Origin of the sequence: Cellulomonas sp. ATA003 (genome assembly GCF_031582905.1) — a bacterium.
Classification (GTDB): domain Bacteria; phylum Actinomycetota; class Actinomycetes; order Actinomycetales; family Cellulomonadaceae; genus Pengzhenrongella.
In genome coordinates this window covers 892,648-919,013 of sequence record NZ_CP133990.1, presented here as the reverse complement: position 1 = coordinate 919,013, position 26,366 = coordinate 892,648, and the positions used below count along the sequence as shown (strand labels likewise).

The window sequence follows — 26,366 nt, the reverse complement described above, 5'->3', positions numbered from 1 at the left end:
GCGACCTCTCGCGGGACTCGGGTGGTGGAGGCTCGACTCCGTTGACGACCGAGCTCCGTTGACGACCCCGAGCGATTCTGCTCGGATGAGGCTGCACCGCAGCATATTCGCTCGATGCCTGCGCGGGGAGACCTTTCGCCGCGCCGGCGGGAGGAGGCCCCCGTGCCGTCCACGTTCGTCGACGCCGAGATCGCGTCCCAGCCCGACGTCTGGCGGCAGGCCGCCCGGCTCGCCGGCGCCGCCGGCGCCGCCGGCGACGTCCTGCCCCAGCCGGGCGAGCGGGTCGCCGTCGTCGGCTGCGGCACGAGCTGGTTCATCGCGATGAGCTACGCCGCGCTGCGCGAGGGGCCGGGCACGGGGTGACCGACGCCTTCTCGGGGTCGGAGTACCCGCGCGGGCGCACCTACGACCGCGTCGTGGCGCTGTCGCGGTCCGGCACCACGAGCGAGGTCGTCGACCTGCTCGCCGACCTGGGCGGCACGACGACGCTGGTCACCGCCGTGCCGGACTCCCCGCCGCCGACGCCGCCACGCACGTCGTCCCGATGCCGTGGGCCGACGAGCAGTCGGTCGTGCAGACCCGGTTCGCCACGGCCGCCCTGACGCTGTTCCGGGCCCACCTCGGCGCGGACGTCGAGGCGGTCGTCGCCGACGGCGTGCGCGCCCTGGACGTGCCGGTCGACGCCCTGCTCGACGCCGACCAGTGCACGTTCCTCGGCCGTGGCTGGTGCCTCGGGCTGGCGCACGAGGCGGCCCTGAAGACCCGCGAGGCCGCCCAGCTGTGGGCCGAGTCGTACCCCGCCATGGACTACCGGCACGGCCCGATCGCGATCGCGGAGCCGGGCCGCCTGGTCTGGTCGTTCGGCGCGCCCCCGGCCGGGCTCACGGACGAGGTCGCGGCCACCGGGGCGACCCTCGTCCGGCACGACCTCGACCCCCAAGCGGCCCTCGTCGTCGCTCAGCGCTTCGCGATCGCGCTGGCGAACCGGCGCGGCCTGGACGCCGACAGCCCCCGGTCCCTCACCCGGTCGGTGATCCTGCCGTGAGCCCGGCCGCCCATCGGGTCGGCGTCGACGTCGGCGGCACGAGCACCAAGGCCGTGCGGGTCGACGCCGGCGGGCACGTGGTCGCCGAGCGCCGCGCCGCCACCACGGCCCCCGACCCGAGCGGCGCCGCCGTCGTGGAGTCGATCGCCGCGCTGGTCGCGTCGCTCGACGTGCCCGACGACGTCCCGGTCGGCGTCGTGGTCCCCGGGGTGGTCGACGAGGACCGCGGGCTCGCGGTGCTGTCGGTCGCCCTCGGCTGGCGCGACCTCGACCTGCGCGCGCGGCTCGAGGAGCGGCTGGGCCGGCCGGTCGCGTTCGGTCACGACGTGCGTGCCGGCGCGGTCGCGGAGGTCCGCTCGGGCGCGGCGCAGGGGGCCGACGGCGTCGTGGCGTTCATGGCCGTCGGCACGGGCCTCTCGGCCGCGGTGCTCGTCGACGGCCGGCCGGTCGTCTCCGGCGGCTGGGCCGGGGAGATCGGGCAGCTCGTCCTCGCGGACGGGCCGTTCGCCGGGTCCCGGGTCGAGGAGGTCGCGTCCGCCACCGGCACCGCGCGCCGCGCCGGGGAGCCGGACGCCCGCGCCGTCGCGGCCCGGGTGGCGGCCGGCGACCCCGCGGCGGTCGAGGTCTGGCGGACGACGGCGTCCGTGCTGGCCGGGGCGCTCGCCGGGCTCGTGGTGACCGTGGCGCCCTCGACGATCGTCGTCGGTGGCGGGCTGGCCCTGGCCGGTGACCTGCTGCTCGAGCCGATCCGCGCCGAGCTCGCGCGCCGGGTCGCCGGGCTGCGGGTGCCCCGGCTCGTCGTCGCCCACCACGGGGACGGCGCGGGCGCGCTCGGGGCGGCCATGCTCGCAGGGGACGCGGCGCTGACGTCATGACGGACGCCTGAGGATCGCCTGTCGATCGTGCCGTGGCCGGCGCGCGGGGGCGCGGACCGGTGGTCAGGGGTGAGCGCCCAGCGCGTCCGGACCCACGTGTCCTCCGTGCCGGTGAAGCCCTCGAAGGGATCGAGGGTGTCGGGGCCGAAGTCGACGTCCGGGTCGTCCGCCGTCCCGCCGACACCGTCCGGGCCGACGCCGAAGAGCACGGCGAAGTTCCCGCCCGAGTCCATGAGGTTCGCGACCTCGTTGAACGGCTCGACGTGCCAGCTGCCCAGGAGGTGGCCGGCCTCGTGCGACACCACGTTGCCGAGCGCGGTCCCCACGAACCTGAGCCGGTCGCTCCCCGGCCGCAGGAAGGCGTTGAGGGATGCGGGCTCGTCCGGTGGGGCGGACAGGACGTCGAGGAGCACGAGCGCGGTCTCGGCCGTCTCGAAGTTGCCGGGGTCGATGGACTGCGCGATGCCGATGGTCGGGATGCCGGACTCGGCGATCGTGCCGCCGACGACGACGCGGCTCACGTGCGGGCGTCGGCCGAACCCGTCGGCGTGGTGGCGGCTGTCGAGCACGCGGACCCGCACGCCGGTCCGCGCGAAGTCGCGCTCGAGGTTCTCCGTCACGGTCGTGACGATCCGGTCGACCAGCGCGTCCTCCTGCCACGCCGGGATGCCCCACGCCGTGACGAAGCCCGAGAACGGGGAGAGCTGCCGGACGCCCGGCCCGCCCCAGATGCCGGTGTTGACCCGCGCGCCGTCGAAGTCGAGGAACAGCGTCTGCCGGGCCCGGGCGCCCGGGCCCGGGCGGTAGACCTCGAGGGTGAGGGCGTAGTCGCCCGGCGCGCCCTCCGTGGCGACGTAGTGCAGGCCCTCGGTCTCGGCGACGTGGTCGACCACGGCGTTGCCGCCCCCGGCGAGCGGTGACGCCAGGGGGTACAGGAGGCTGAGGTCCTGGCCGGAGCCGAAGACCACCCGTTCCCCTCGGCCGACGGTGCCCGGACGGTCAGCCGGGTCGCGGAGCCGGTGACCGACCCGCTCAGGACGTCCCCGGCCGCAGCCGGACCGCGTAGACGTCGACGTCGGTGGCGTCGAGGGCGAACGTGACCGCGTAGTCACCCTCGCTGGTGGCACCGGACCCGCTGGCGGAGTCGAACGGGTCGGTCGGGTACGAGCCGTACGCCGACACCGACACGTAGAGGTCACCGGTCGCGGGGACCGGCACCGACAGCGAGCTGTCGAACCCGCCGGAGCCGTCGTCGTCGTTGGACGCGATCACGACGCCGGTCGCGTCCCAGACGATGACGACGGTGTCGAGCCCGTCGCCGGCGGTGTCGGTGTCGACGACGAGCCGCTGCCCCGCGACCACCGGCACGGCGTAGAAGTCCAGGTCCCCCGTGGCGTCACCCGCCGAGCCGTGCGGTCCGTCACCGATGGTGCCCGTCGTGCGCATCGCCGTGCCGGCGCTCACGCCGGTGGCGCCCGCCAGCGGGATCGAGCCGTTGTCCTCGGGCGGTGACGCGAACGGCACGGGCGCCGGGCCTGACGACAGCGTGCCCCGGATGTCCGCCGCCGACGCCTCCCTGCGGCGGGACCCGAACCCCGGGACGGGCTCGGCCGTCGCCGGGGTGTCGTTGACGCCCCACGCCGAGCCCGGCTCGGCCTCCTGGACGACCAGCGGGGTCGCGCCCCGCCGTCCGCCGGTCCGCTGCTGCTCGGTCCTGGCGTCCGGCACGGCGGACCGGCTCTCCTCCCGCGCCGCGGATCCCGCGGCGGAGCGCGCCTTCCACGCGTGCCGGTCGATCGCCGACGGGTCCGGCAGCAGGCTGAGGTACGGGTTCGGCTCGACCATGCCCGGCGCCCGCCGCTGGTCGGCGGAGCCCTTCGGCACGAGCTGGAACCCGAGGCCCCCGCGAGGTCGTCCCCGTCGTCGCCGGGTGCGCCCGTGGCCGGTGGAGCGAGAGCCAGCAGGCTCACCGACAGCACCGCCGCAGCCCAACCGCTTCGCCGCATCCGCGTCCGCGACATGGAGCCCCCTTGGCCCGACCGGTCCCGCGGCGTGGACGGCATCTGCGCCCGTCCAGCCTCCGGCATCGAAGCGTCCTCGCGCCCGAGCCCACGCGTCAAGGAGTCTCGACCCGATCGGCAGGGGAGAACGCCGAGCGCGCCGGTCCCCCGGACGGCGCCGGCCGTCCCCCACCGCCGCGAGCACCGCCGGTGGTGGCCGTCGCTCGGCCGGTCCCGGACGCCGCGGGTCTGGTACAACCTGTCCGACCACGAGCGGGGAGGTTGCGGTGACGACCAGTCCGCGACGGCACACGGTGTTGGCCGGCGAGGGGGCGAGGCGTTCGGCTCGCTCCGGCGGCGTCCGACGTCCCGCAGCGAGCGGTTCGCCCTCGGGCGGTCGCTGCGCCAGGGGTCCCCCGGCCCGCTCTGGGCGAGTGGGAGCCGCCGGACGACCGGCCCGACCCCGTCGAGCTGATCCGCCGCTCCCACGAGGGCCGGCTCGCGGACCTGGTCCCGATCCGGGTCGCCCGCATGATCACCTCGCCGTACGGCTTCCTGCGCGGGACGGCGGTCGTCATGGCCCACGACGTCGCCGGGCTGCCCGCCACCGGGATCACCCCGGTGATCTGCGGCGACGCACACCTGGGCAACTTCGGGTTCTACGCCTCGCCCGAGGGCGAGCTCGTCATCGACCTCAACGACTTCGACGAGGCCCACCCGGGCGCGTGGGAGTGGGACCTGCGCCGCCTCGTCGCGAGCATCTGGGTGGCCGGACGGCAGAACGGCGCGAGCGAGGACCACTGCGCCGACGCCGTCCGGTCCTGCGTCGCCGCCTACCGCGCCGAGGTGGTCTTCCTCGCCGAGCAGCCGCTGCTCATGCGGTCCTACAACCGCCTCGACGTCCAGCGCCTGCACGAGACCGCGACCGAGAAGTCGCTCCGGGCCGAGATCGAGCGCGCCGTCCGGCGGGCCCGCACCCGGACCAGTGACCGCGCCCTGCCGAAGTTCACGCACGAGCACGAGGGCCGGCGCCGCATCGTCGAGCAGCCACCGCTCATCACCCACGCCCCCGACGACGAGGCCGAGCACCTCGCCGCCGCCCTGGACGACTACCTCGAGACCCTCGCCCCGCACTGGCGCCGCGTGCTGGGCGGCTACACGCTCGTCGACCTCGCGCACAAGGTCGTCGGCGTCGGCAGCGTCGGCCTGCGCGCGTACGTCGCCCTGCTCGAGGGCAGCGACCCCGACGACGTGCTGTTCCTCCAGCTCAAGCAGGCCCGGCGCTCCGTCCTCGCGCCGTTCGTGCACGGCGACTCCGCGTGGCACGCCCACCAGGGCCAGCGGGTGGTGGAGTACCAGCAGGCGCTGCAGACCGTGAGCGACCCGCTGCTGGGCTGGACCACCGTCGGGGACCGGCAGTACTACGTGCGGCAGTTCCGCAACATGAAGGGGACCGTCCCGCTGGACGCGATGGACGCCGCAGCGCTCGCCGACTACGCCGGCATCGTCGGGCACCTGCTCGCCAAGGGGCACGCCCGCACCAGCGGCGCGTCGATGATCGCGGGCTACGCCGGCCGCTCGGACAAGCTCGACGCGGCGATGGCCCGCTTCGCCCGGGCCTACGCCGACCAGACCGAGGCCGACCACGCCCGGCTCGTCGCGGCGGTCCGGCGTGGTGAGCTGCCGGTGTCCGACGGCGCCCTCGAGGGGGTCGGGAGCGCGTTCCGGCCGTGAGGGCGGCGGCGGCCCGCCCTACGCGGCCGAGCCCGACGGCGCGGCGGAGCGGGCCCCGGTGAGCTTGCCGCGCTCGGCCCGGGTCAACGGCGGGATGGAGGCGAGCAGGTCACGGGTGTACTGCTCACGCGGGCGCTCGAAGATCTGCTCGACATCGCCGGTCTCGACCTGCTTGCCGTGGTGCATGACCAGCACGCGGTGCGCGAGGTTCTGCACGACGGACAGGTCGTGCGAGATGAACACGATGCCGACGCCCAGTCGCTCCTGCAGCTCGACGAGCAGGTCCACCACCTGCGCCTGGATGGTGACGTCGAGCGCCGAGACCGGCTCGTCGCAGACGAGGACGTCCGGGTCACGCACCAGCGCCCGGGCGATCCCGATGCGCTGGCGCTGCCCGCCGGAGAACTGGTGCGCGAACCGGTCCATCGCCTCCGCCCCGAGCCCGACGAGGTCGAGCACCTCGGCCGCGCGCGCGTAGCGCTCGTCGCGCGTCCCGGTGCGCCGGACGGTCATCGGCTCGGTCACGAGGTCGCGGACCCGCATGCGGGGGTCGAGCGACGTGTAGGGATCCTGGAACACCATGGGGATCCCGGCGCGAGCCCCGCGGCGCCCGTGCGTCCGACGGGTCACGTCCGTGCCCCGGAACTCGACCGTGCCCTCGTCGGCGCTCTCCAGCCCCACGAGGATCCGCGCCAGCGTGGACTTGCCGCTGCCCGACTCCCCCACCACAGCCAGCGTCTCCCCGCGCCGCAGCGTGAGGTCGACGCCGTCGACGGCGTGCACGCTCGTCCGGGACAGCCGCGAGCCGGTGTGGAAGACGCGGGAGATCCCGGTCGCGCGCAGGACGACGTCGTCGGCGGGCACGGCGCCGCCCGTCCCGGCCGGGGCGCCGGTCGTGGCCGGGGCGCCGGTCGTGGTGGTGGCGACGGACGCGACGACGGCATCGGGCAGGACGCGCGGCGGCGCGGGCGTGGGCGCCGACCCGAGCAGCGTGCGGGTGTAGGGGGCCTGCGGGGCGGCGAAGATCGCGTCCGCGTCGCCCTGCTCGACGACCTCGCCGCGATACATGACCGCGAGCCGGTCGGCCACCTCGGTGACGACGCCGATGTCGTGGGTGATGAGCAGGACCGCCATGTCCAGGCGGCGCCGCAGGTCGTCGAGCAGACGCAGGATCTGCGCCTGGACGGTCACGTCGAGAGCCGTGGTGGGCTCGTCGGCGATGAGCAGCTCGGGCTCGAGCGCGATCGCCATCGCGATGAGGATGCGCTGGCGCATGCCGCCGGAGAACTGGTGCGGGTAGTTGTCGACCCGCTCCCCGGGCGCGCGATGCCGACCAGGTCCAGCAGCTCGACCGCCCGGGCCCGGGCCTGCCGGCGGGACAGCCCGCGGTGGACGCGGAAGACCTCGCCGATCTGGTCGCCCACGGTGAGCACCGGGTTGAGGGACGACAGCGCGTCCTGCAGGACCATGCTCATCCGCTCGCCCCGGATCCGCCGGCGCGCCGCCTCGTCCATGCCGAGGAGGTCCACCCCGGAGAGCGACAGCTCGCGTGCGGTCACCGTGGCGGCCGGGTCCTGGATGCCCATGACGGCACGCGCGGTGACGGTCTTCCCCGACCCGGACTCGCCGAGGAGCGCGACCAGCTCGCCGGCCCGGACGTCGAGGTCGACGCCGGTGGCGGCGACCACGGGTGCGCGGCCGGTCGGCGTGAACCGGACGTCGAGGCCGCGCACGCGCAGGACCGGCGGACGCGACGCACGGGCGCCGGGGAGCTCGGAGGTGGAGGTCGCCATGTCGCCCATGGTGCACCGTCCACGTCACCGTGATGTTTCCGGCGTGTTAACTCTTGCCGATCTGAGGCGTTTTCGTTGACGTGACGCCGAAAAATCTCAACAGTGAGGTCCGTGAGCCGGTTCGTCCCGATAGCTCGCTCGACTCACCCCGCCACCCATCCCGGACGCGCCCGCCTCCGCCGCCCCCGCGCCGGCCCGGCGGGCACCGCCCGCGACCCAAGGAGGACCCCCGTGCTCGAACCCGCGAAGCGGTACACGGGCTACACCGCGTACGAGTACCTGGAGGCCGGCGTCGACTACCGCGTCTTCGAGTACGACAAGCAGATCGGCCGTGTGCCGGAGTACGCCGGCCTGGACCTGACCACCGAGCAGGCCGAGCGCGCCCGGCGCCTGCTCACCGAGGAGACGGTCATCTCCCTGCACGAGCACGTGCAGGTCTTCCCCAAGGACATGGGCCAGCTCCGCGACCACATCCGCCAGGGCCGCGAACCCACCGGCTACGAGGGCCTGTCCCGCTCCGGCCTGACCGCCGTGTTCGACAACGGCATGGACGGGACGTGCTGCATCTCCAGCGACGCCGGCTGGAAGTACCAGGACGTGCTCTTCGACCTGGGCGTCCGGATGGCCGACCTCGCCCACCAGGACTTCGTCATCAAGGGCGAGTCGCTCGCGGACATCCGCCTCGCGGCCGAGACCGGACGCGTCGCGCACGTCTTCGCGCTCGAGGCCTCGACCATGATCGAGAACGAGGTCGACCGGCTCGACGTCCTGTACGGGTTCGGCGTGCGCCAGATGGGCATCGCCTACTCGGAGGCCAACACGCTCGGCAGCGGCCTCAAGGAGCGCGGTGACGGTGGCCTGACGTACTTCGGGGAGCGCGCCGTCGCCCGGATGAACAAGCTCGGCATCGCGATCGACATCTCCCACTCCGGCGACCGGACGTGCCTGGACACCATCAAGGCGTCCACCAAGCCCGTCTTCATCACCCACGCGGGTGCGCGTGCCGTCTGGCCGACGAACCGCATGAAGACCGACGAGACGATCGTGGAGTGCGCACGCCGCGGCGGCGTCATCGGCCTGGAGGCCGCACCGCACACCACGCTGTCGCCCGAGCACCCGCGGCACAGCCTCGAGTCGGTCATGGACCACTTCGTGTACTGCGTCGACCTCGTCGGCATCGAGCACGTCGCGTTCGGCCCCGACACGCTCTTCGGCGACCACGTCGGCCTGCACAAGGCGTTCGCGTCGAACCTCTCGCTGGGCCAGGCCCACGCCGGGGTCGAGTACGAGGAGGTCCCCTACGTCGACGGCCTGGAGAACCCGGCCGAGTGCTTCACCAACATCATCGGCTGGCTCGTCCAGCACGGGTACTCCGACGACGAGATCCGCATGGTCGTCGGCGGCAACATCGTCCGCGTTCTCGAGGAGGTCTGGTTCTGATGCGTCGTCCCTCAGCGCTCGCCGGGGCGGCCCTCGCAGCCGCCACCGCACTCGTCCTCACCGCCTGCGCGCCCGAGGCCCCCGAGGAGGCCGCCGAGACCTCCGAGGAGAGCGCCGCCGGCGGAGCCGTGGCGGGTGACGACACCCTGACCATCGCGACCACGACCGACGTCGTGAACTACAACCCGCTGATCGGCAACAGCCGCAGCGACTACTGGGTCACCAACCTCATGTACCCCCACCTGCTGTCGATCACCGAGGACGGCTCGAAGGAGGAGTTCCTCGCGACCGACTGGGGCTACGTCGACGAGCTCACCGGCTTCTACGAGATCCGCGACGACTTCGTGTGGAGCGACGGCGAGCCGCTCACCGCCGAGGACGTCGCCTACACGCTCAACGCGGTCAAGCGCGACAAGCCCGCCGGGACCTTCTACGGCCAGATGGGTACGTTCGTCGAAGAGTCCGCCGAGGCGGTCTCCGACACCCGCGTCGAGTTCGAGCTCACCGAGCCGGACGCCTCGCTGGTGGACGAGATCGGGTTCTGGGGCAACGTCGTGCCGCAGCACGTCTTCGAGCCGGCCGGCTCGGTCGCGACGTTCGCGAACGACGGCAGCGACGGCGGCTGGGTCAGCGCCGGCCCGTACCTGCTGACCGACGTCCAGGTGGGCCAGAGCTACACGCTCGAGCGCACCGACAGCTACCCGCTCGTCGAGGGTGGCGTGCCGATCCCGGCGCAGATCGTGTACCGCGTCCTGCCGGACGTGAACACCGAGATCCTCGCGCTGCAGAGCGGTGAGGTCGACGTCATCGCCAACGCCCTGCCGCCGGCCCAGGTGGAGCAGCTGCGCGGCACCGAGGGCCTCGAGGTCGTCGAGGTCCCCGGCCTGGGGTACGCGCACATGGTCTACAACATGGACCACCCGGACCTGGCGAAGACGGAGGTGCGGCAGGCGCTCGCGCACGCCGCGGACTACGAGACGATCCGTCAGGTCGTCCTCCAGGGCCAGGCCGTCTCGACCGGGTCGAGCCCGCTCATGCCGGTGCTCGCCGACTACTACGACCCGTCCATCGAGGAGTACGCGTTCGACCCGGAGATGTCCCGCCAGCTGATGGAGGACGCCGGCTACACCGCCGGCGCCGACGGGATGTTCCCCGTGACGTTCCGGCTCCTGTACTCCCTGCAGGACGCCGTCACGAGCCAGTGGGCCCAGCTCGTCAAGGACAGCGCGGCGCAGGCCGGCATCGCGATCGAGCTCCAGGGCCTGGAGCGCAACACCTACCTCGCGCAGACGAACGCCGGCGACTACGACATCTACGCCGGCAACTTCGCGATCATGGACGACCCGGTCACGAACTTCCGGCTGTCGTACCTCCCCGGCGGGGCGATCAACTACACCCACGTCGACGACCCCGAGCTCAACGACCTCATCGCCCAGGCCGGTGTCACCACCGACCGTGACGAGACGATCGACCTGATGCGGCAGGCCGCGCAGATCGTCCACGAGCAGGTCTACGACAACATCATGTACACGCAGAACCTCTACGTGGCGCACAGCTCGGAGTGGTCGGGCTTCATCGTCAAGCCCAGCGAGCTGCTCTCGATCGTCCACGCGGAGTCCGTCGCCAGTGCCCGCAAGGCCGACGGCTGACGGCCGGCCCGACCCCGACCGGCTGAGAGAGGGCCGCCCGCCCATGTCCATCGCCCTGTTCGTCCTGCGCCGCCTCGGACGAGGCCTGCTCACGGTCTGGTTCGCCGTCACCGTGACGTTCCTCCTCCTGCGGCTTCTGCCCGGGGACCCGGCTCTGGCCGTCGCCGCCACGAACATGACGGAGGACCAGCGGGCGGCCCTGCTCACCCAGTACGGCCTCGACCAGCCCCTGCCCGTGCAGTACGTGCTCTACCTGGGCCAGCTGCTGCAGGGGAACCTCGGGACGTCGTTCACCCAGTCCCTGCCCGTGATCGACATCCTGCTCGAGCGCATCCCGTGGACCCTGCTGCTGACCGCGACCGCGATGCTCCTCACGGTGGTGATCGGCATCCCGCTCGGCGTGATCGCGGCGGCCCACAAGGGCGGCCTGATCGACAAGGCCGTCCAGGTCGTCGGCGTCACCGGGCAGTCCCTGTTCGTGCCGAGCGTCGGCATCCTCCTGCTCTACCTGTTCGGGCTGGAGCTGGGCTGGCTGCCGATCGGCGGTGCGTACAGCCAGAACGTCTACGGGTTCGAGTGGTACGGGTCGGTGCTGTCGCACCTCGTCCTGCCGGCGGTCTCGCTGACGCTCATCCAGCTCGGCTCGTACGCCCTGACCATGCGCGCGACCGTCGTGGACGCGCTGAACGAGGACTACACCGTCCTCGCCCGGGCCAACGGCCTGCCGTACCGGCGGATCCTGTGGAAGCACGCGCTGCGCAACGCGCTCCTGCCGGCCACCACGCTCATCGGCCTGCAGCTCGGCTTCCTCGTCGGCGGGGCGGTCCTCACCGAGACGGTCTTCGCCTACCCGGGCGTCGGCCGCGGGATCTACGAGGCCGTCACCCAGCTCGACTTCCCCGTGCTGCAGGGCGCGTTCCTCCTGCTCGCGGTCACCGTGGTGGCGGCCAACACGCTCACCGACATCGCCTACGGATTCCTCGACCCGAGAGTGAAGGCGTCATGACGGCTCCCCTGCCCGACACCGAGCTGCTGGTCCCCGCGAACGAGCCGGTCGCCACCGGCGGCACACGCGCCGGACGCGGCACGTGGCACGCGTTCCGCCGCCAGCCCCTGGGGATGGCCTCCCTGGTCATCCTGCTCGGGCTGGCGGTCGCCGCGGTCGCGGCCCCGCTGCTGTCCGAGCCCCCCGCGTCCTTCAGCGTCGACGTGCTGCACCCGCCGAGCGGCGCGCACTGGTTCGGCACCGACGCCCTCGGGCGCGACGTCTACGCGGAGGTCGTGTGGGGCGCGCGGCAGTCCCTCCTCGTGGCCGCCGCCGCGTCGGTCATCGCGATCGTGGTCGGCACCCTCATCGCGGTCGTCGGCGCCTACGTGCCCGCGGTGGACGCCGTGGTCGGCGTCGTCGTGGACCTCACGCTGTCCCTGCCGGTGCTGCCCCTCATGATCCTCGTCGCCGCGCTCGCCGGTCCCAGCACGACGACGATCATCCTGGTGATCGCCGCGTTCTCCTGGCCCGAGGTCACCCGGCTCGTGCGGTCCCAGGCGCTGTCGGTCGTGCACCTGCCCTACGTCGACGCCGCCCGGCTGATGACGAACCGGCACGGCTGGATCATCGGCCGGCACGTCATCCCCGCCGTCACCCCGGTCATCGTCGTCTCGGTCGTGGTGACCGCCTCGCGTGCGGTGCTCTCGGCCGCCGGCCTGGCGTTCCTCGGGCTCGGCGACCCCACCGTCTGGTCCTGGGGACGCATCCTCTACGAGGCCCAGCAGTCCGGAGCCATGGTGAGCGCGTGGTGGATGACGCTCTTCCCCTCGCTGGCGATCCTCGCCCTCGTGCTCTCCGCGACCCTCCTGTCCATCGCGTACAACGACGCCCGCAACCCGAGGAACCATGACCGCTGACACGCTCACCCCGTCCACCGGGGCCCCCTCCCCGGCGGGCTTCGCCCCGCGCCTGACGCCGGACGTCCTCGACCACCTGCAGGCGGGCGTCCGGGCCCGCGCCGAGGAGGCCGGCTTCGACGCCGTCCTCACCGACGACCCCGACGACGTCGCCTACCTCACCGGCTTCTTCCACCACCCGTGCGAGCGGCCCGTCGCCGCCCTGGTGGAGACGTCCGGCCGGACGCTGCTGCTGGTCCCCGAGCTCGAGCGCCAGCACGCCGAGGAGCAGGGCGCGCGCGCCGAGCTGGTGTCCTACCCCGAGTACCCCGGCCTCGAGAGCCCGTTCGCGGCGCTCGCCCGGGCAGCCGGCTCCCTCGGGTCGCGGCGCGTCGGGCTGACCACGTCGATGACCCAGCACCGCCTCGCCCTGGCCAGCCGGGCCTTCGGCGACGACGTCGCCTGGGTGCCGACCGAGCTCGTCACGCACGCGCGCTCCGTCAAGGTGCCGGCCGAGATCGCGCTGCACCGCGAGGCCGCCCGGATCACCGACCTCATGCTCGCCGCCGGCATCGCCCTGGTGACCGACGCCGTCGCGGCCGGAGGCGCGCTGCCGAGCGAGGCCGAGCTCGCCGCGCACGTGACCCGCACCGGGACCGGGCTGATGTACGCCGAGCACGCGGACGTCGTCGTGGTGTCACCGCTCGCCGGCGGTCTGGTCTACGCCGGCCCGAACTCGGCGATCCCGCACGGCCTGCCGTCCGGCTACCGGCTGCGACCCGGCGACACGTTCATGCTGTCTCTCGGGTGCGCGGTCGGCGGGCGGTTCGTCGAGGGCGAGCGGACGTTCGTCCTGGGCGAGCCCTCGGCGGACCAGCGCCGCTACCACGACGCCGTCCGCGACGCCCAGGCCGAGGGCGGCCGGGCGATCGCCCCCGGGGTGGAGTGCCGGGACAGCAACGCCCGGTGCCTGTCCGTCATCCGCGAGCGCGGGCTCGGGCAGTACCTGCGGCACCGGCAGGGTCACGGCATCGGGGTCGGCATGCACGAGCCGCCGTGGCTCGAGGACGGCGACCCGACCGTCCTGCAGCCGGGCATGGTGGTCTCCAACGAGCCAGGCATCTACGTCCCCGGCCACGCCGGCTACCGGATCAGCGACAGCATGCTCGTCACCGACACCGGCTCCGAGCCGCTCACGTCCTCCCCCGCGACCTCGACGACTGCGTCGTCCCGCTCTGACCGCCGCGCATCACCGCGCCGCTCGCCGCTCGCTCTTCCGTCTCTCCCCGCCCGACCCCCTCGACCCTGGAGCCCTTCGCATGAGCACCCAGCCCGACGTCTCCCCCGAGTTCGCCCGCGCCACCACCGGGGCCCAGCGGGTCCGGATCAACGGCAACGAGCTGGCCGTGGAGGTGCTGGGGCCCGAGGGGGCGCCGGTGATCCTCACCCACCACGGGGCGCCGGGCCTCGGCTCGCGCGCGGAGCCGCGGGCGTCGTTCGGCCGGCTCGCGGACGAGTACCGCGTCGTGGTGTTCGACGCCCGCGGCAGCGGGGACTCCGAGGGCTCGGGCACGTTCAGCCACGAGCAGTGGGCCGCCGACCTGGACGCGCTGCGGGAGTGGGCCGGCGCCGAGACCGTCGCGATCGCCGGGGGCTCCTACGGCGGGTTCATGGCGATGGAGTACGCGATCCGCTACCCGGACCGGGTGGAGGCCCTCGTGCTGCGGGACACCTCCGCCGACAACGGCAACGCGCACCTGGCCCGCGAGAACGCGCTGCAGTCGGACCGCGTGACGATCGACATGGAGAAGTTCGACCGCATCGACCGCGGCGAGGTCCGGGACGACGACGACCTGCGGGACTGCTGGCGCGAGATCCTCCCGCTGTACGACTTCGTCTACGACCCGGCGGCCGTCGAGCGCAAGGTCGAGGCCACGCCGTACCGGTACAAGGCCCACAACTACGCTTTCGCCGTGAACCTGCCCGGGTACGACCTCAAGCCGCTCCTCCCGCAGATCACCGCACCCACCCTCGTGACGGTCGGTCGCACCGACTGGATCACCCCGGTGGCCTGCAGCGAGACGATCGTCGACCTCGTCCCGGACGCGCGCCTGGCGATCTTCGAGAAGTCCGGGCACTCCCCGCAGATCGAGGAGGCGGAGGACTGGACCGCGACCGTGCGCGCCTTCCTGCATGAGGTGTACCCGCCGCACCGCCCGGCGGGCGGCGGGCACTGAACGGGGCGCGGGTGAGCCGACAGCTCGCGCAGCTCGACGACCTGGACACCCGGATCGTCGTCGCCCTGCAGCAGGACGGACGGGCCTCCTGGCGCAAGGTGGCCGAAGCCGTCGACAGCCCCATCACGACCGTGGCGCGCCGCGGCCAGCAGCTGCTGGCCGACGGCGTCGTCAAGGTCACCGCGGTGCCGGCCCTGGGTGCGCACGGCGCCTACGACAACTTCCTGGTGCGCATCAACTGCACGCCCGGGACGCACGCCGACGTCGCGGCGGCGCTGGTGGCGCGTCCGGACGTCCGGTTCTGCACCATCGTCACCGGCAAGTTCGACATCTTCGCCGAGCTGGTCGTCTACGGCGGCGTCAGCCGCTACCCCGGGCTGATGACCGACCTGCACGGCGTGGACGGCGTCGAGCGCTCGCGCAGCGACCTCATCCTGTCCGTGTACAAGGTGACGCACGACTGGAGCCGGCAGCTGTCCGGGCGCGACCCGCAGCTGCCGGACGCGGTCGACCCGAGCGAGCTCGGCCGCGCGGAGCCGACGGACGTGCCGCACCTGGACGCCGCGGACTGGGCCATCCTCGACCGGCTCCAGCAGGACGGCCGCGACACGTTCCAGGCCGTGGCGGACTCCGTCGGGCTCAACGAGAGCAGCGTCCGGCGCCGGTTCGACCGGATGCGGTCGGCGGGATGGGTCGACATCGTCACGCTCGCGCGCTCGGCGGCGCTGGGCATGGGGACCGAGACGCTGGTGACCGTCCAGGTGGCGCCGTCGCGGCTCGACGCCGTCGCGCGCGCCCTGGCGGCCCACCGGTCGGTCCGGTACCTGGCCGCCCTGCTCGACGACAACTCCCTGTTCTGCGAGGTCATCACGACGTCCGCCGCCGAGCTCCACCGGTTCTTCCTGTCGACGCTCGCCCAGCTCGAGGGCGTGCAGGGGTGGAACGCGGCGATGGAGCTCGTGTTCCTCAAGCGCGGTGGTGTCGAGACGCCGTGGTGGCGTGCGCAGCTCGAGCAGGACGGCACGGACCTGCCGCACCCGGTGCCGGTGGCCCTGCCGGCGGACACGCTGCGGTGACGGCCCCCGCGGTTTCCGTGGTCCCCGCGGTCCCCGCCGTTCCGGCGGTCCCCGGCGACATGCTCGCCTACGTCGTCCGAGAGCCGGGTCACGCCGGTCTGGAGCGGGTGCCGGTCCCCGAGCCGAGCTCCGGGCAGGTCCTGCTGCGGGTCCGCGCGACGGCGCTCAACCGCAAGGACCTGTTCCTGCGGGGCGGGTCACGGGGGCCCGGGATGCGGCCGGTGCGGTACCCCTCGTCCCGGCCGCCGAGGTGGTCGGGACGGTCGTGGCGACCGGCGCCGGGGTGACCGCCTGGTCCCCGGGCGACGTCGTGCTCGTCGAGCCGACGCTGTGCTGCGGCACCTGCCGCGCCTGCCGGGTGGGCGAGACGTCGATGTGTCCCGCGTACGGCAACCTCGGCGAGCAGTGCTGGGGCGGGCTCGCGGAGTACGCCGTCGCGCCCGCGCGGAGCCTCCTCCCCTGCCCGCCGGATTCGACGCGCGCCGGGCCGCCGCGTCGCCGGTGGCGTTCACGACCGCGTGGCGCGCCCTCGTCACCGCGGGGCGGCTGCGGCCCGGCGAGACCGTGCTCGTCACCGGCATCGGCGGGGGCGTCGCCACCGCGGGCCTGCAGGTCGCGCTGCTCGCCGGGGCCACGGTCTTCGTGTCGAGCAGCGCCGACTGGAAGATCGAGCGCGCCGTCGCGCTGGGCGCCGCGGGCGGCGTCGACTACACCCGGGACGACGTCGCCGCGTGGGTGCGAGGGCGGACCGGTGGCCGCGGCGTCGACGTCGTGCTCGACGGCGCCGGTGCGGCCTCGTGGCGCGCGAGCATCGACGCCCTCGCGATGGGCGGTCGGCTGTGCGCGTACGGTGCGACGACGGGTGACAGTCCCGACCTCTCGATCCGCGAGCTGTACCAGTCCCACCGGTCGATCCTCGGCGCGCCGATGGGTGGACGCGGTGACCTCGACGCCGTCTGGGAGCTCGTGTGCGCCGGGCGCCTCGAGCCGGTCGTCGACTCCGTGCACCCGCTGGAGCGGGTCGAGGACGCTCTCCGCGTGCTCGAGGGCCGCCACCAGTTCGGCAAGGTCCTCGTCGAGCCGTGACGTGGCGGGCGCGGCGCCCGGCGACCCTCCGGGGGAGACGGGAGCGTCACTCCACGAGCGTGACGCTCGACCCCGGGCTCAGGCGGTCACCGATCCGCCGCCCGATCTGCAGCGCGCCGTCGGCGTCGGGCGCGGTGATGCGCAGGGTGAACTGGACCTCGCCGTCGTCGACGCCGCGTGTCGCGGTCTCGACCGTGACGCCCTCCTCGCCCGCCACGGCGTCGTCGATGCCGGACACGTCCCCCGTCACGGACGTCGGGACGGCGGTGCCGGAGACCAGGAAGCTGGGCATGTCGAACTCCTCACGCGTGGACCGATGGCGACGCGTCCAGCCTGCCTCCGCTGGCCCGGTCCCGCGCGCCCAGCCCGGGCTCAGAACGTCAGGACGAGACGACCGCGCACCCCGCCGGCCGCGAGGCGGCGGTGGGCCTCCGCGGCCCCGTCGGCCGGCAGCGTCGCCGCCACCCGCAGCGTGACGACGCCCTGGTCGGCGAGGCGCACGAGCTCGGCGAGGTCGTCACCGCGGTGCAGGTAGTCGGCCGGCGTGACGAGGTAGACCCGGATCCCGCGGTCGGGCTCGCCGTCGAACGGGCGGACGGCCGCGATCACGCCGCCGTCCCGCACGCCCGCCAGGACGTCGGTCCCGAGGAGCGCCGCGTCGATGACCCCGTCGACGCCGCCGGGCTCCACCGCGCGGACCGCCTCGCCGAAGCCCGGTCCGCGCGGCACCACGGTGTGCGCACCCAGCCCGGTGACGAGGTCCCGGTCCTGCTCGGACGCGTCCGCCACGACGCGGAACCCGCGGTGGGCGGCGAGCTGGATCGCGTACCCGCCGACCGCTCCGGCGGCACCGGTGAGCGCGACCGTCCCGGCGAACGGCAGGTCGAGGACCTCCAGCGCACGCACCGCGGTGAGCCCGTTGGGCGGCAGGGTCGCGGCCTCGACGAGGTCCATCCCGTCCGGCAGCCGCGCGACGGACGTGGCCGGGACGACGACCTTCTCCGCGTACGCGCCGCCCTGCGGCCGGCGCGGGTTCACGACGGCGCAGACCCGGTCGCCGACGGACAGCTCGACGCCCGCGCCGATCGCGTCCACGACACCGGCGGCGTCCATCCCGGGGACGTACGGCGGCGCCAGCCCGTCGGGGATCCCCATGCCTTCCCGCAGTCCCACGTCCGTGGGGTTCACCGCGGCCGCCCGGACGGCGATGCGCAGCTCGCCGGGGCCCGGCTCCGGCTCCGGCAGCTCGAGGACCTGCAGCTGCCCCGGACCGCCGACCGTGGTGACACCGATGGCTTGCATGCGGCCACGCTAGGTCGACGCCACCGGCCCCGCACGGCCAGGAGCCGCACGGGCAGGCGTCGCGCTGCGGGCCTCAGCGCCAGCTCTGCAGCGCGGCGCGCGCGAGGGCCGACCCCTCGGGCGTCGGGACGGTCGACCGGCCTACGCCCGCGCCCGCGCCCGGGTCACCGAAGGCACCACACCGACGCAGCACGGCCACCGTGTGCTCCGCGAGCCCGCTCACGTCGCCCGGGACGAGCGCGCCGCCGTCGCGGTGCCGCCACCCGAGAGCGGCCATCGCCGCGGCCTCGTCGACGGGGGACGACCCGCCGTCGTGCCCGGCGATGCGGAGCAGGACGAGCAGGCCGGCGTCGCGCGCGGCGCCCTGGCCGACGGGCAGCCGCTCGGCGAGGTGCCGCCACAGGCCGACCGGGTCGTCGACGAGCGCGGCCGCGGTGCGGGTCGCATGCAGGCGTCCCCGGGCGAGCCGCAGCACCCCGGCGCGCTGCAGGGCTTCGCGGAAGAGCAGCACCGGCACCGTGTGCGCCTCGCGGTTGAGCGTGCCGATCCACTCCCGGTCGATCCGCAGCGCGTGCGCGACCGCCTGCACGTCGTCGGGCCGTAGGTAGCCCGCCGACGTCAGCGGCACCCCGCGCACCCTGACGTGCCCGACCATCCACGCCACCGGCGCCACCATCCGCGCCGCCGTCGCGACGTCCACCAGTGCCGGCCGGTCCACCCGCGCCGCCTCCACGAGGCTGACCAACGCCGCCCGGTGCGGTCCTCCGGCACGGGCCAGCAGGTCACGCAACGGCTCGGGCAGCGAGTCCACCGGCGACGGGAGGTCGGAGGTCGCCGGGGCACCCGGCAGGGGCGCCGCGGAGCCGTCCCCGTGGGGCCCGGCGAGCACGAGCTGGAGCAGCCGCTGCGCCTCGGCGACGTCGAAGCGGTCCGCGAGCGCGCGCCGTGACGGGCTCCACCGGTGGACCAGCTCCTCGTACCCCGGTGCGCCGCCGCAGTCCTCCGGTGGGCAGGCGCGCTGCCCGGCGACGCACCGAGGCGCACCGTCCGCCGACGACGTCGTCCCCTCCAGCCGCACGACGTGGTTCCACCCGTCGCCGAAGTCGTAGGTGTAGCGCAGCTCGTCGCCGGCCTCGCGGAGCACCGCACCGATCGCGACGCCGCTCTCGGGCTCACCCCGCTCCCCCTCGGCGATGTCCTCCGCCGTGACGAAGCTCCGGGCAGCGGGATCCCACGGCTCGCCGACGGTGAACCGGTGCAGGTGGCTGTCCGTCCAGCCCATCGCCACCTGGATCACCGTGTGCAGGTCGTCCAGCGTCAGGTCGGTCGGGACCTGCACCGCCCGCCAGATCGGCGGCTCGACGTCCTCGAGCTCGATGCGCAGGCGGAGCATGTCGACAGCCATGGGGACATCCCAGCACGGGCGGATCGCCTCGCCGGTCAGGGCCGGTAGACGTCGGCGCGGTGGGCGACCTTCAGCACCCAGACGATCCGCGCGTCGTCGTCGATGGCGACGAGCACGCGGAAGGCGATGCCCACGTAGCCGCTGCGCTTGCCCGCGAGCTCACCGGTCAACGGCTCGGTGACTCGGCTCGGGTTGTCGGCCAGAGGCCCGTCGATGAACGCCAGCACCGCGTCGGCGACCTTCGGGTCCAACCGGCCGATGGCGCGGACGGCGGGTGCGGTGAGCCGCACCGTGAAGCCATCCGGGCGCTCCTCTGTCACGGACGCCGGGCGCGGCGCAGCTCGGCACGCACCTGGTCCGAGCTCAGTCCGCCACCCTCGGCGATCTCCCGCTGAGCCTCGGCGAGGTCGTCGCGGATCCCCGGCTGGGACAGCCAGAACAACGTCTCCTGAAGCGACTCGAGATCATCCACCGCCATCACGACGACTGCCGGGCGACCGTGGCGTGTGATGGTCACGGCCTCGTGAGTGGACTGCACCTCGTCCACCAGTGCGGAGAGCCGGTCCTTCGCGTCGCTGAGCGGGATGGTCTGCATCGTGCTGATTCTAGCCAGGACTCAGGCCAACCTTGCGCCTCGTGCTCGCCGGCTTCGGGCTGGTCGTCTGCACGGTGGCCGCCGTGCTGCTCGCGGCCGCCGACGCGCCCGCCGTGGTGGTGGCGGTGGTCGCTCTCCTCGGTGTCATCGCCCTGGTGGACCTCGTGGTCATCGTGCGGCGCAAGGCGCGGGGCGAGCCGGGCTGATCAGCCGGCGTCGAGCTGGTGCCGGTGGCGAGTGCTCGGAGCGTGAGCCGGTCGCCGCGGAACCGCCCCACGCCGAACTCGAGCGGCTCGCCGTCGTGCAGGAGCAGGACCCGCTCCAGCCGCAGGACGGGCGCTCCCACCGGGATGTGCAGCGACCGCGCCACGAGCCCGTCGGCGAGGACCGCCTCGGTGGTCATCTCCGAGGGGCCCAGGCGCCGGCCCAGCAGACGCTCGACCGCGTCGTAGAAGTCCCCGGCGAGGTCGGCCGCGGGGTCGGCGAGCGGCTCGGCCAGTGGCAGCCGCAGGTAGGACGTCCACAGGGCGACGTGCTCCGTCCCCACCCGGGTGCGGCGATCCAGGCGCAGGACGGGGCTCGCGGGCGGCACCCGCAGGATGTCCACCAGAACGCCGTGCGCGGGCACCACCTGCCGCAGCAGGACCTCGTGCACGACGGCACCGGGCGGCCGGTCCAGCCCGTGCAGACCGTCGGCCCGGTGCATCGTCTTGCGCGCCGCGACGAACGTCCCGGCCCCGCGCATCCGCTCGACCAGCCCTTCATCGCGCAGCAGCTCCAGTGCCGCACGGACCGCTCCCCGGCTCGCCCGGTACGTGTGCTGCAGCTCCCCCTCGTCCGGCAGCGCCTGCTCGTCGTACATCCCCCGCAGGAGAGCCGCGCGCAGGAGGTCCCGGACCGCCGCCGCCGTGTCGACGACGTCCTGCCGGCCGGCGCGGGAGGCGGGCGCCGGCGGGCGCCGACGGCCGGGAGGGGACGCAGGAGGACCCGCTCCGATGTCAGCGGTTGCGCGCCTCGGGCGTCCTGCGGTCGCGGACATGACGCGAGTGTGGCGTCTCCGTCTTACGAACGCGTTAACCCAACGGCGTTGTGAGTCGTCTCGGCGGCATCACCGCAGGTCAAAGGCGTGGACGATGACTGGCCGAGCGGCGTAACCGACGGGACCTGACCGAGAAACGGCCGAGACACGCGCCCTGCCTACGTTCGTCACCAGCCAGCCGACCACCCCGGTCGGCGGGCCACGACGATCGAGAGGCAGACCACCATGGCCGTCTGGGACCCCTTCATCACCGAGCGTGATCGCGCCGTCTACGCGACGTCCGGCTACGGGGCGACGCGGGGCTTCGGCTCGCGTCCCGCCGTGCTCGTCATCGACGTCAACTACGACTTCGTCGGGCACGAGCCGGCGCCGATCCTCGAGTCCGCCGCGCTGTGGCGCAACAGCTGCGGCGAGGAGGGCTGGGAGGGCGTCGCGGCGATCAAGACCCTGCTCGACGCCGCCCGCGCGCACTCGCTGCCGATCTTCTACACGACCGGGGAGGAGCCCCGACCGGACGGCCTGGGTCGCGGTCTGTGGCGCACGAGCCGCGCCGGGGAGAAGCCGCACGTGCCCGGCTTCGTCGGCACGGACATCGTCCGCGAGATCGCACCGCAGGAGCGCGACGTCCTGTTCCGCAAGTCCAAGCCGAGCGCCTTCTTCGGCACCGGGCTGCTCGCCCTGCTCATGGAGCTCGAGGTGGACACGCTCCTGGTGGTCGGGACGACGACCAGCGGGTGCGTACGGGCGTCCGTGCTCGACGCGTTCAACCACAACATCAACGTCGCGGTCGTGGAGGAGGGCTGCTTCGACCGCGGCCAGGCCTCGCACGCGATCAACCTCTTCGACATGAACGCCAAGTACGCCGACGTGGTGTCCCTCGACACGACGCTCGACTACGTCGCCACCCTGCCCGACGAAGTCTTCGCCGGGCAGATCGCGCCCGCCGAGTCACCGGCCGCCGAGTCGCCGGTCGCCGAGCTCGCCGGGGCGCTCACGTGAGCCGGCTCCAGGTCGAGGAGCTCACGCGCCACTTCCCGTCGCCGGAGGGCTCGACGGTGGTGGCGCTGGACGGCACCACGCTGGACATCCCGTCCGGGTCGTTCACCTCGATCATCGGGCCGAGCGGGTGCGGCAAGAGCACGCTGTTCAACCTCATCGCCGGGCTCGACCACCCGACCGCCGGGCGGGTCCGGCTCGACGGTGAGGACTGCACCGGCCACCAGGGCCGGGTCGGCTACATGCTGCAGAAGGACCTGCTCCTGCCGTGGCGGACGATCCTCGGCAACGTCGCGCTCGGCCTCGAGGTCGCCGGCGTGGGGCGCAAGGAACGCGAGCCCCTGGCACGCCGCTTCCTGTCGCTGTACGGGCTCGGCGGGTTCGAGGACCGGTACCCGGCGCAGCTCTCCGGCGGCATGCGGCAGCGCGCCGCCCTGCTCCGCACGATCCTGTTCAACCGCGACGTCATCCTGCTCGACGAGCCGTTCGGTGCGCTCGACGCCCTCACCCGGGCCCAGATGCAGGAGTGGCTGCTGGACCTCTGGGACGACCTGGGCAAGACGGTGGTGTTCGTGACCCACGACGTCGACGAGGCCGTATACCTCTCCGACACCGTCTACGTCATGTCACCGCGGCCCGGCCGCGTGATCGCGAAGCTCGACGTCCCCCTCGACCGGCCACGCAAGCCGTCGGTCGTCACCTCGGCACAGTTCGTCGAGCTCAAGCGGGTCGCGCTCGGCCTCCTCGGCGAGCGCCAGCACGAGGAGGTCGCCGCATGACCACGACAGCACCCGTCGGCCTGCCGGCCGCGCCGGCCGGCAGGCCGACCCCCACGACGCCACCGCGGGACACCCGTCCGGACGTCCGGGCGACCGTGCAGGACCTGTCCCAGCTCGCCCCACCGCCACGCAAGGGGCTGATCAGCAAGCCGCAGCGAGCCGCCGGCCGGGTCTGGCTGCTCACCGCACGGCTGCTCGTGCTCGCCGCGCTCATCGGCGGCTGGGAGCTGGCGGCCCGGACCGGGCTGATCGACCCGTTCTTCTACAGCATGCCGTCCCAGATCTGGCAGACCGGTGTCGTCGCGGTGACCGAGGGCACCGTCCTGTCCGACACGCTGTTCACCTTCACCGCGACCCTCTCCGGGTTCGCCATCGGCACGCTCGGTGGCGTGGCGATCGGGCTGTCGTTCTGGTGGTCGCGCCGCTACGCCCTGGTCGCCGAGCCCTTCGTCGTCGCCTTCGAGGCCATGCCCAAGCTCGCCCTGGCCCCGATCGTCGTGCTCGTCCTGGGCATCGGGATGTCGTCCAAGGTCGCGATGGCGACCGCGCTGGTGCTCGTCGTGCAAGCGCTGAACACCTACGCGGGCGTCAAGGCCGTCGACGGCGACCTCACCCGGATGATCGCGTCGCTCGGCGCCACCCGGTGGCAGGTCTTCACCAAGGTCGTCGTGCCCACGACGCTCCCGTGGATCATCTCCGGGCTGCGCGTCACGATCGGTCTGGCGCTGGCCGGGGCGATCGTCGGTGAGTACATCGGCTCGACCCAGGGCATCGGTCGGATGATCCAGTACGCCGGCACCACGTACGAGATCTCGCTCATCTGGGTCGGCATCGCCGTGCTCGCCGCCCTGTCGATGGTCCTGTACTCCGTCGCCGGCATGCTCGAGCGCCGCTTCCTCGCCTCGCTCCACGTCTCCCGGTAGCCCGCGGGCCGTCGTCGGCCCGATCGACCCGACATCGCCAGGGCCGACGACGTCCGCAGCGCCTCTCCCTCCTCCCCCTTGGAGCCCCCATGTCCCGTCCCACCCGCACGTCCCCGCCCCGCGCCGCGTCGCCCGGCCGGCGCCGCCGCGCCGTCGTCGCGCTGCTGACCGCACCGCTCCTGCTCCTGGCGGCCTGCTCCCCGACCGACCCGGTGCGGCGCAGGCCGACGCGGCGCCCGCAGCCCCGGCCGCCGCGAGCGACGGATCGCCGGTCGAGCTGGTGATCGCCGAGCCCGTCCACGGCACCGGCTACCTGCCGCTGTACGTCGGGATCCAGGAGGGCTTCTTCGCGGACGAAGGCCTCGACGTCTCCACGGTCACGCTCCAGGGTGGCGGCGCGCACACCAACGCCGTCCTCACGGGTGAGGCGTGGGCCTTCATCGGCGGGCCGGAGCACAATGCGTTCGCCGCGGCCCGCGGCGAGGGCGCCGTCGTCGTCAAGGCGATCGCCAACGTGGTCAACCGCGGGAACAACTACCTCGTCGCGGCCCCCGGCCTGGAGTACGACGGCGACCTCGCGGCGTTCCTCGACGGCAAGACCATCGTCACCGGCGCCTACGGCGGGACGCCCAACTCGGTCACCCGCTACCTGCTGCAGGAGAGCGGGCTCGACGTGAGCGACGTCCAGATCATCGAGTCCGCGGACGCCGCGGCGGCGCTCGCGATCGTGCAGCAGGGGCAGGCCGAGGTCGCGATGGTGTCCGAGCCGATCCTCGGGCGCGGCGTCGCCGAGGGGATCTGGGAGGAGCCGTTCCTCGACGTGCCGGAGGAGCTCGGGCCGTACGCGTACTCCACGATCAACGTCCGGCAGGACTCCATCGACTCCGACCCCGAGACCGTGCAGGCCTTCACCCGGGCTCTGGTCAAGTCGCTGGAGTTCACCCGGGACGAGCCGGAGCGGGCGATGGAGATCGCCCAGGCCGAGTTCCCGACGCTCGAGCCGGACGTCCTCGCGGCGACCCTCGAGCGCAGCTACGAGGACGAGATCTGGGAGTGGAGCGGCGCCGTCTCGGAGGAGGCGGTCGAGACCGCCCTGGACGTGGTCCGGGCCTCGGAGGTGCTGAAGGACTCCGGCGACCCGGTGCAGTACGACGCCATCGTCGACATGACCTTCGTCGACGCCGTGGGCAGCGCCGGTGAGTGAGGCCGGGGGCGCCGGGCGCCGGCGCCCCCGGCGTCCGGCCGCGGGCGGGCACCCCGCCGGGATCCTGCTGATCTGCGCGGTCATCGCCGGCACGCAGATGACCTGGGGTCTGGTCATCCCGGTCCTGCCGGTCTACGCCGACAGCCTCGGCGCCGGTCCGGCGGCGCTCGGCACGGTGGTCGCGGCGTTCGGCCTGGGCCGGTTGCTCATGGACTTCCCGGCGGGGATGCTCGCCCAGCGAGTGGACCAGCGCCGCCTGCTCGTCGTCGCGGTGGCCGTGGTCGCGGTGGCCACCCTCGCGACGGCGGCGGTGACGTCGGTCGGTCAGCTCGTCGCCGTCCGATTCGTCACCGGTCTCGCCGGCGGTATGGCCATCACGACCGGGCAGGCGCTGCTCACCCACAGCGACCCCGACCGACTGGGCCGCACGATGGGCGCTCTGCAGGCCTACCAGCTCGCCGGCGGGGCCCTGGGCCCCGTCCTCGGTGGCCTCCTGGTCGGTATCGATGCCCGGCTCCCGTTCGTCGTCGGTGGCGCGCTCCTCGTGGTGCTGGCCGTGCTCGGCGCCGTGCGGCCCGTCCCCCGGTGGCAGCCGGTCACGTATCCGGTCACCGCGCCGGGGGCGCCGGCGCCACGACTGTGGACGGCGGGGCTCGTCTCGATCTCCGTGGTCGGGTTCAGCATCTTCTTCGTCCGCTTCGGCGGACAGCAGTACCTGTTCCCGGTGCTGGCGTACGAGCAGGCGGGGCTGACACCAGCCCAGCTCGGCATCGCGATCGCGGCGACGACGATCGCGGGCCTGGCCCTGGTCGGGGTCGCCGGGGTGCTCACCGACCGATGGGGCCGACGACGCGTCGTCGTCCTGTCGACCGCCCTGCTCGGGCTGCTGACCTTCGGCTTCCTGGGGTCGGGCTCCGCGCCGGTCTTCCTCGCCGCGCTCGTGCTGACCGGTGTGGCCACGGCGTTCACCGGTCCGGCCACCGGCGCCTACCTCGCCGAGGCCGTCGCCCCGCAGAAGCGTGGGATGGCGGTGGGTGTCTACCGCACCTGCGGCGACCTCGCGACGCTCGTCGGCCCGCTCGTCCTGGGCTGGATGCTCGGGGCCGGAGCCGACGCCGGAGCGGTCGTGCTGCTCGGCGCCACGACCGTGGCGGCGGCAGGCCTGTTCGCGGTGCTCAGCCGCCGGTCGGTCCCGGCCGTGCCGGTGCCCATGCCCGACGCCGCCGTCCCGCCGGTCCCGGTGGTCGGTGCGCACCCCGCACCCGTCCGGCGTTGACCACCTCGGCCCGTCCCCGTCCCTGCCG

The 26,366-nt window shown here is 73.8% G+C and carries 25 protein-coding genes and 4 pseudogenes; 20 read left to right on the top strand and 9 right to left on the bottom strand.

The features are described 5' to 3' along the window. Nucleotides 1–114: 114 nt before the first annotated feature. The 3 genes and pseudogenes from REH70_RS04590 to REH70_RS04580 all read left to right on the top strand — a co-directional run bounded on the left by REH70_RS04590 (nt 115) and on the right by REH70_RS04580 (nt 2,840). Nucleotides 115–1,045: pseudogene (locus REH70_RS04590) on the top strand (SIS domain-containing protein). Next, a complete protein-coding gene (locus REH70_RS04585) occupies nt 1,042–1,920 on the top strand; it encodes an ROK family protein (RefSeq protein WP_310752681.1) in 879 nt (292 codons plus the stop codon). The pseudogene REH70_RS04590 and the gene REH70_RS04585 overlap by 4 nt, the downstream one beginning before the upstream one ends. 59 nt (nt 1,921–1,979) lie before the next feature. Next, on the top strand, nt 1,980–2,840 hold the full coding sequence (locus REH70_RS04580; RefSeq protein WP_310752679.1) for a hypothetical protein: 861 nt from the start codon (nt 1,980–1,982) through the stop codon (nt 2,838–2,840). Nucleotides 2,841–2,952: 112 nt separating this feature from the next. Here REH70_RS04580 and REH70_RS04575 read toward each other — a convergent pair whose 3' ends face one another. Continuing rightward, a complete protein-coding gene (locus REH70_RS04575; RefSeq protein ID WP_310752677.1) occupies nt 2,953–3,804 on the bottom strand; it encodes a PPC domain-containing protein in 852 nt (283 codons plus the stop codon). A 647-nt stretch (nt 3,805–4,451) separates the two neighbouring features. On the opposite strand from REH70_RS04575, the gene REH70_RS04570 reads away from it, so the two are divergent. Further along, on the top strand, nt 4,452–5,654 hold the full coding sequence (locus REH70_RS04570; protein WP_310752675.1) for a DUF2252 domain-containing protein: 1,203 nt from the start codon (nt 4,452–4,454) through the stop codon (nt 5,652–5,654). Between the two features lie 18 nt (nt 5,655–5,672). Here REH70_RS04570 and REH70_RS04565 read toward each other — a convergent pair whose 3' ends face one another. Next, nucleotides 5,673–6,929 carry an ABC transporter ATP-binding protein gene (locus tag REH70_RS04565; protein WP_310752673.1) on the bottom strand — a complete coding sequence of 419 codons (1,257 nt, stop codon included), beginning with the start codon at nt 6,927–6,929 and terminating at the stop codon, nt 5,673–5,675. Continuing rightward, nucleotides 6,842–7,447, bottom strand: coding sequence for an ATP-binding cassette domain-containing protein (locus REH70_RS04560; RefSeq protein ID WP_310752671.1), 606 nt, complete (start codon nt 7,445–7,447; stop codon nt 6,842–6,844). Before REH70_RS04560 ends, REH70_RS04565 begins: the two co-directional genes overlap by 88 nt. 231 nt (nt 7,448–7,678) lie before the next feature. Between REH70_RS04560 and REH70_RS04555 the strand changes: the two genes are divergently transcribed. The 10 genes and pseudogenes from REH70_RS04555 to REH70_RS04515 all read left to right on the top strand — a co-directional run bounded on the left by REH70_RS04555 (nt 7,679) and on the right by REH70_RS04515 (nt 16,819). Further along, nucleotides 7,679–8,887 (top strand): membrane dipeptidase, encoded by a 1,209-nt coding sequence (locus REH70_RS04555; RefSeq protein WP_310752669.1) that lies wholly within the window; start codon nt 7,679–7,681, stop codon nt 8,885–8,887. Continuing rightward, a complete protein-coding gene (locus REH70_RS04550) occupies nt 8,887–10,536 on the top strand; it encodes an ABC transporter substrate-binding protein (protein WP_310752667.1) in 1,650 nt (549 codons plus the stop codon). The genes REH70_RS04555 and REH70_RS04550 overlap by 1 nt, the downstream gene beginning before the upstream one ends. A gap of 43 nt (nt 10,537–10,579) precedes the next feature. Next, nucleotides 10,580–11,542, top strand: coding sequence for an ABC transporter permease (locus REH70_RS04545; RefSeq protein ID WP_310752666.1), 963 nt, complete (start codon nt 10,580–10,582; stop codon nt 11,540–11,542). Then, entirely contained in the window at nt 11,539–12,441 is a 903-nt protein-coding gene (locus tag REH70_RS04540; RefSeq protein WP_310752665.1) for an ABC transporter permease, read from the top strand. The genes REH70_RS04545 and REH70_RS04540 overlap by 4 nt, the downstream gene beginning before the upstream one ends. Next, nucleotides 12,431–13,537, top strand: a pseudogene (locus REH70_RS04535) (M24 family metallopeptidase); the annotation flags it as partial. The gene REH70_RS04540 and the pseudogene REH70_RS04535, both read left to right, overlap by 11 nt. Nucleotides 13,538–13,739: 202 nt before the next feature. After that, nucleotides 13,740–14,657, top strand: coding sequence for an alpha/beta hydrolase (locus REH70_RS04530; protein WP_310752663.1), 918 nt, complete (start codon nt 13,740–13,742; stop codon nt 14,655–14,657). Nucleotides 14,658–14,668: 11 nt separating this feature from the next. Continuing rightward, nucleotides 14,669–15,733 (top strand): Lrp/AsnC family transcriptional regulator, encoded by a 1,065-nt coding sequence (locus REH70_RS04525; protein ID WP_310752661.1) that lies wholly within the window; start codon nt 14,669–14,671, stop codon nt 15,731–15,733. Between the two features lie 59 nt (nt 15,734–15,792). Continuing rightward, entirely contained in the window at nt 15,793–16,020 is a 228-nt protein-coding gene (locus REH70_RS04520; RefSeq protein ID WP_310752659.1) for a hypothetical protein, read from the top strand. Beyond that, nucleotides 15,984–16,139, top strand: a pseudogene (locus REH70_RS20380) (alcohol dehydrogenase catalytic domain-containing protein); the annotation flags it as partial. The gene REH70_RS04520 and the pseudogene REH70_RS20380, both read left to right, overlap by 37 nt. 95 nt (nt 16,140–16,234) lie before the next feature. Beyond that, entirely contained in the window at nt 16,235–16,819 is a 585-nt protein-coding gene (locus REH70_RS04515) for a zinc-binding dehydrogenase (RefSeq protein ID WP_310752658.1), read from the top strand. A gap of 46 nt (nt 16,820–16,865) precedes the next feature. Here REH70_RS04515 and REH70_RS04510 read toward each other — a convergent pair whose 3' ends face one another. The 5 genes from REH70_RS04510 to REH70_RS04490 form a co-directional block, all read right to left on the bottom strand. Then, nucleotides 16,866–17,111: a hypothetical protein gene (locus REH70_RS04510; RefSeq protein ID WP_310752656.1), complete on the bottom strand. Its 246-nt coding sequence runs from the start codon at nt 17,109–17,111 to the stop codon at nt 16,866–16,868. Nucleotides 17,112–17,191: 80 nt separating this feature from the next. Next, complete coding sequence (locus tag REH70_RS04505) at nt 17,192–18,121, bottom strand: NADP-dependent oxidoreductase (RefSeq protein ID WP_310752654.1); 930 nt, start codon at nt 18,119–18,121, stop codon at nt 17,192–17,194. A gap of 73 nt (nt 18,122–18,194) precedes the next feature. Continuing rightward, nucleotides 18,195–19,526: a plasmid pRiA4b ORF-3 family protein gene (locus tag REH70_RS04500; RefSeq protein ID WP_310752651.1), complete on the bottom strand. Its 1,332-nt coding sequence runs from the start codon at nt 19,524–19,526 to the stop codon at nt 18,195–18,197. A 35-nt stretch (nt 19,527–19,561) separates the two neighbouring features. Next, nucleotides 19,562–19,816 (bottom strand): type II toxin-antitoxin system RelE/ParE family toxin, encoded by a 255-nt coding sequence (locus REH70_RS04495; protein ID WP_310752649.1) that lies wholly within the window; start codon nt 19,814–19,816, stop codon nt 19,562–19,564. Nucleotides 19,817–19,842: 26 nt separating this feature from the next. Then, a complete protein-coding gene (locus tag REH70_RS04490; RefSeq protein WP_310752647.1) occupies nt 19,843–20,121 on the bottom strand; it encodes a type II toxin-antitoxin system Phd/YefM family antitoxin in 279 nt (92 codons plus the stop codon). Nucleotides 20,122–20,162: 41 nt separating this feature from the next. On the opposite strand from REH70_RS04490, the gene REH70_RS20375 reads away from it, so the two are divergent. Then, nucleotides 20,163–20,327, top strand: a complete 165-nt coding sequence (locus tag REH70_RS20375; RefSeq protein WP_396134724.1) for a hypothetical protein — start codon at nt 20,163–20,165, stop codon at nt 20,325–20,327. A gap of 56 nt (nt 20,328–20,383) precedes the next feature. On the opposite strand, the pseudogene REH70_RS04485 reads toward REH70_RS20375, so the two are convergent. Further along, a pseudogene (locus tag REH70_RS04485) lies at nt 20,384–21,160 on the bottom strand (GntR family transcriptional regulator); the annotation flags it as partial. A gap of 225 nt (nt 21,161–21,385) precedes the next feature. On the opposite strand from REH70_RS04485, the gene REH70_RS04480 reads away from it, so the two are divergent. The 5 genes from REH70_RS04480 to REH70_RS04460 all read left to right on the top strand — a co-directional run bounded on the left by REH70_RS04480 (nt 21,386) and on the right by REH70_RS04460 (nt 26,338). Then, entirely contained in the window at nt 21,386–22,159 is a 774-nt protein-coding gene (locus REH70_RS04480) for an isochorismatase family protein (RefSeq protein WP_310752643.1), read from the top strand. Then, nucleotides 22,156–22,935, top strand: a complete 780-nt coding sequence (locus tag REH70_RS04475) for an ABC transporter ATP-binding protein (protein WP_310752641.1) — start codon at nt 22,156–22,158, stop codon at nt 22,933–22,935. The genes REH70_RS04480 and REH70_RS04475 overlap by 4 nt, the downstream gene beginning before the upstream one ends. Next, a complete protein-coding gene (locus tag REH70_RS04470; RefSeq protein ID WP_310752639.1) occupies nt 22,932–23,858 on the top strand; it encodes an ABC transporter permease in 927 nt (308 codons plus the stop codon). Before REH70_RS04475 ends, REH70_RS04470 begins: the two co-directional genes overlap by 4 nt. Before the next feature lie 280 nt (nt 23,859–24,138). Then, nucleotides 24,139–25,062: an ABC transporter substrate-binding protein gene (locus REH70_RS04465; RefSeq protein WP_310752637.1), complete on the top strand. Its 924-nt coding sequence runs from the start codon at nt 24,139–24,141 to the stop codon at nt 25,060–25,062. Further along, on the top strand, nt 25,055–26,338 hold the full coding sequence (locus REH70_RS04460; protein WP_310752635.1) for an MFS transporter: 1,284 nt from the start codon (nt 25,055–25,057) through the stop codon (nt 26,336–26,338). Before REH70_RS04465 ends, REH70_RS04460 begins: the two co-directional genes overlap by 8 nt. The last annotated feature ends 28 nt before the right edge of the window (nt 26,339–26,366 follow it).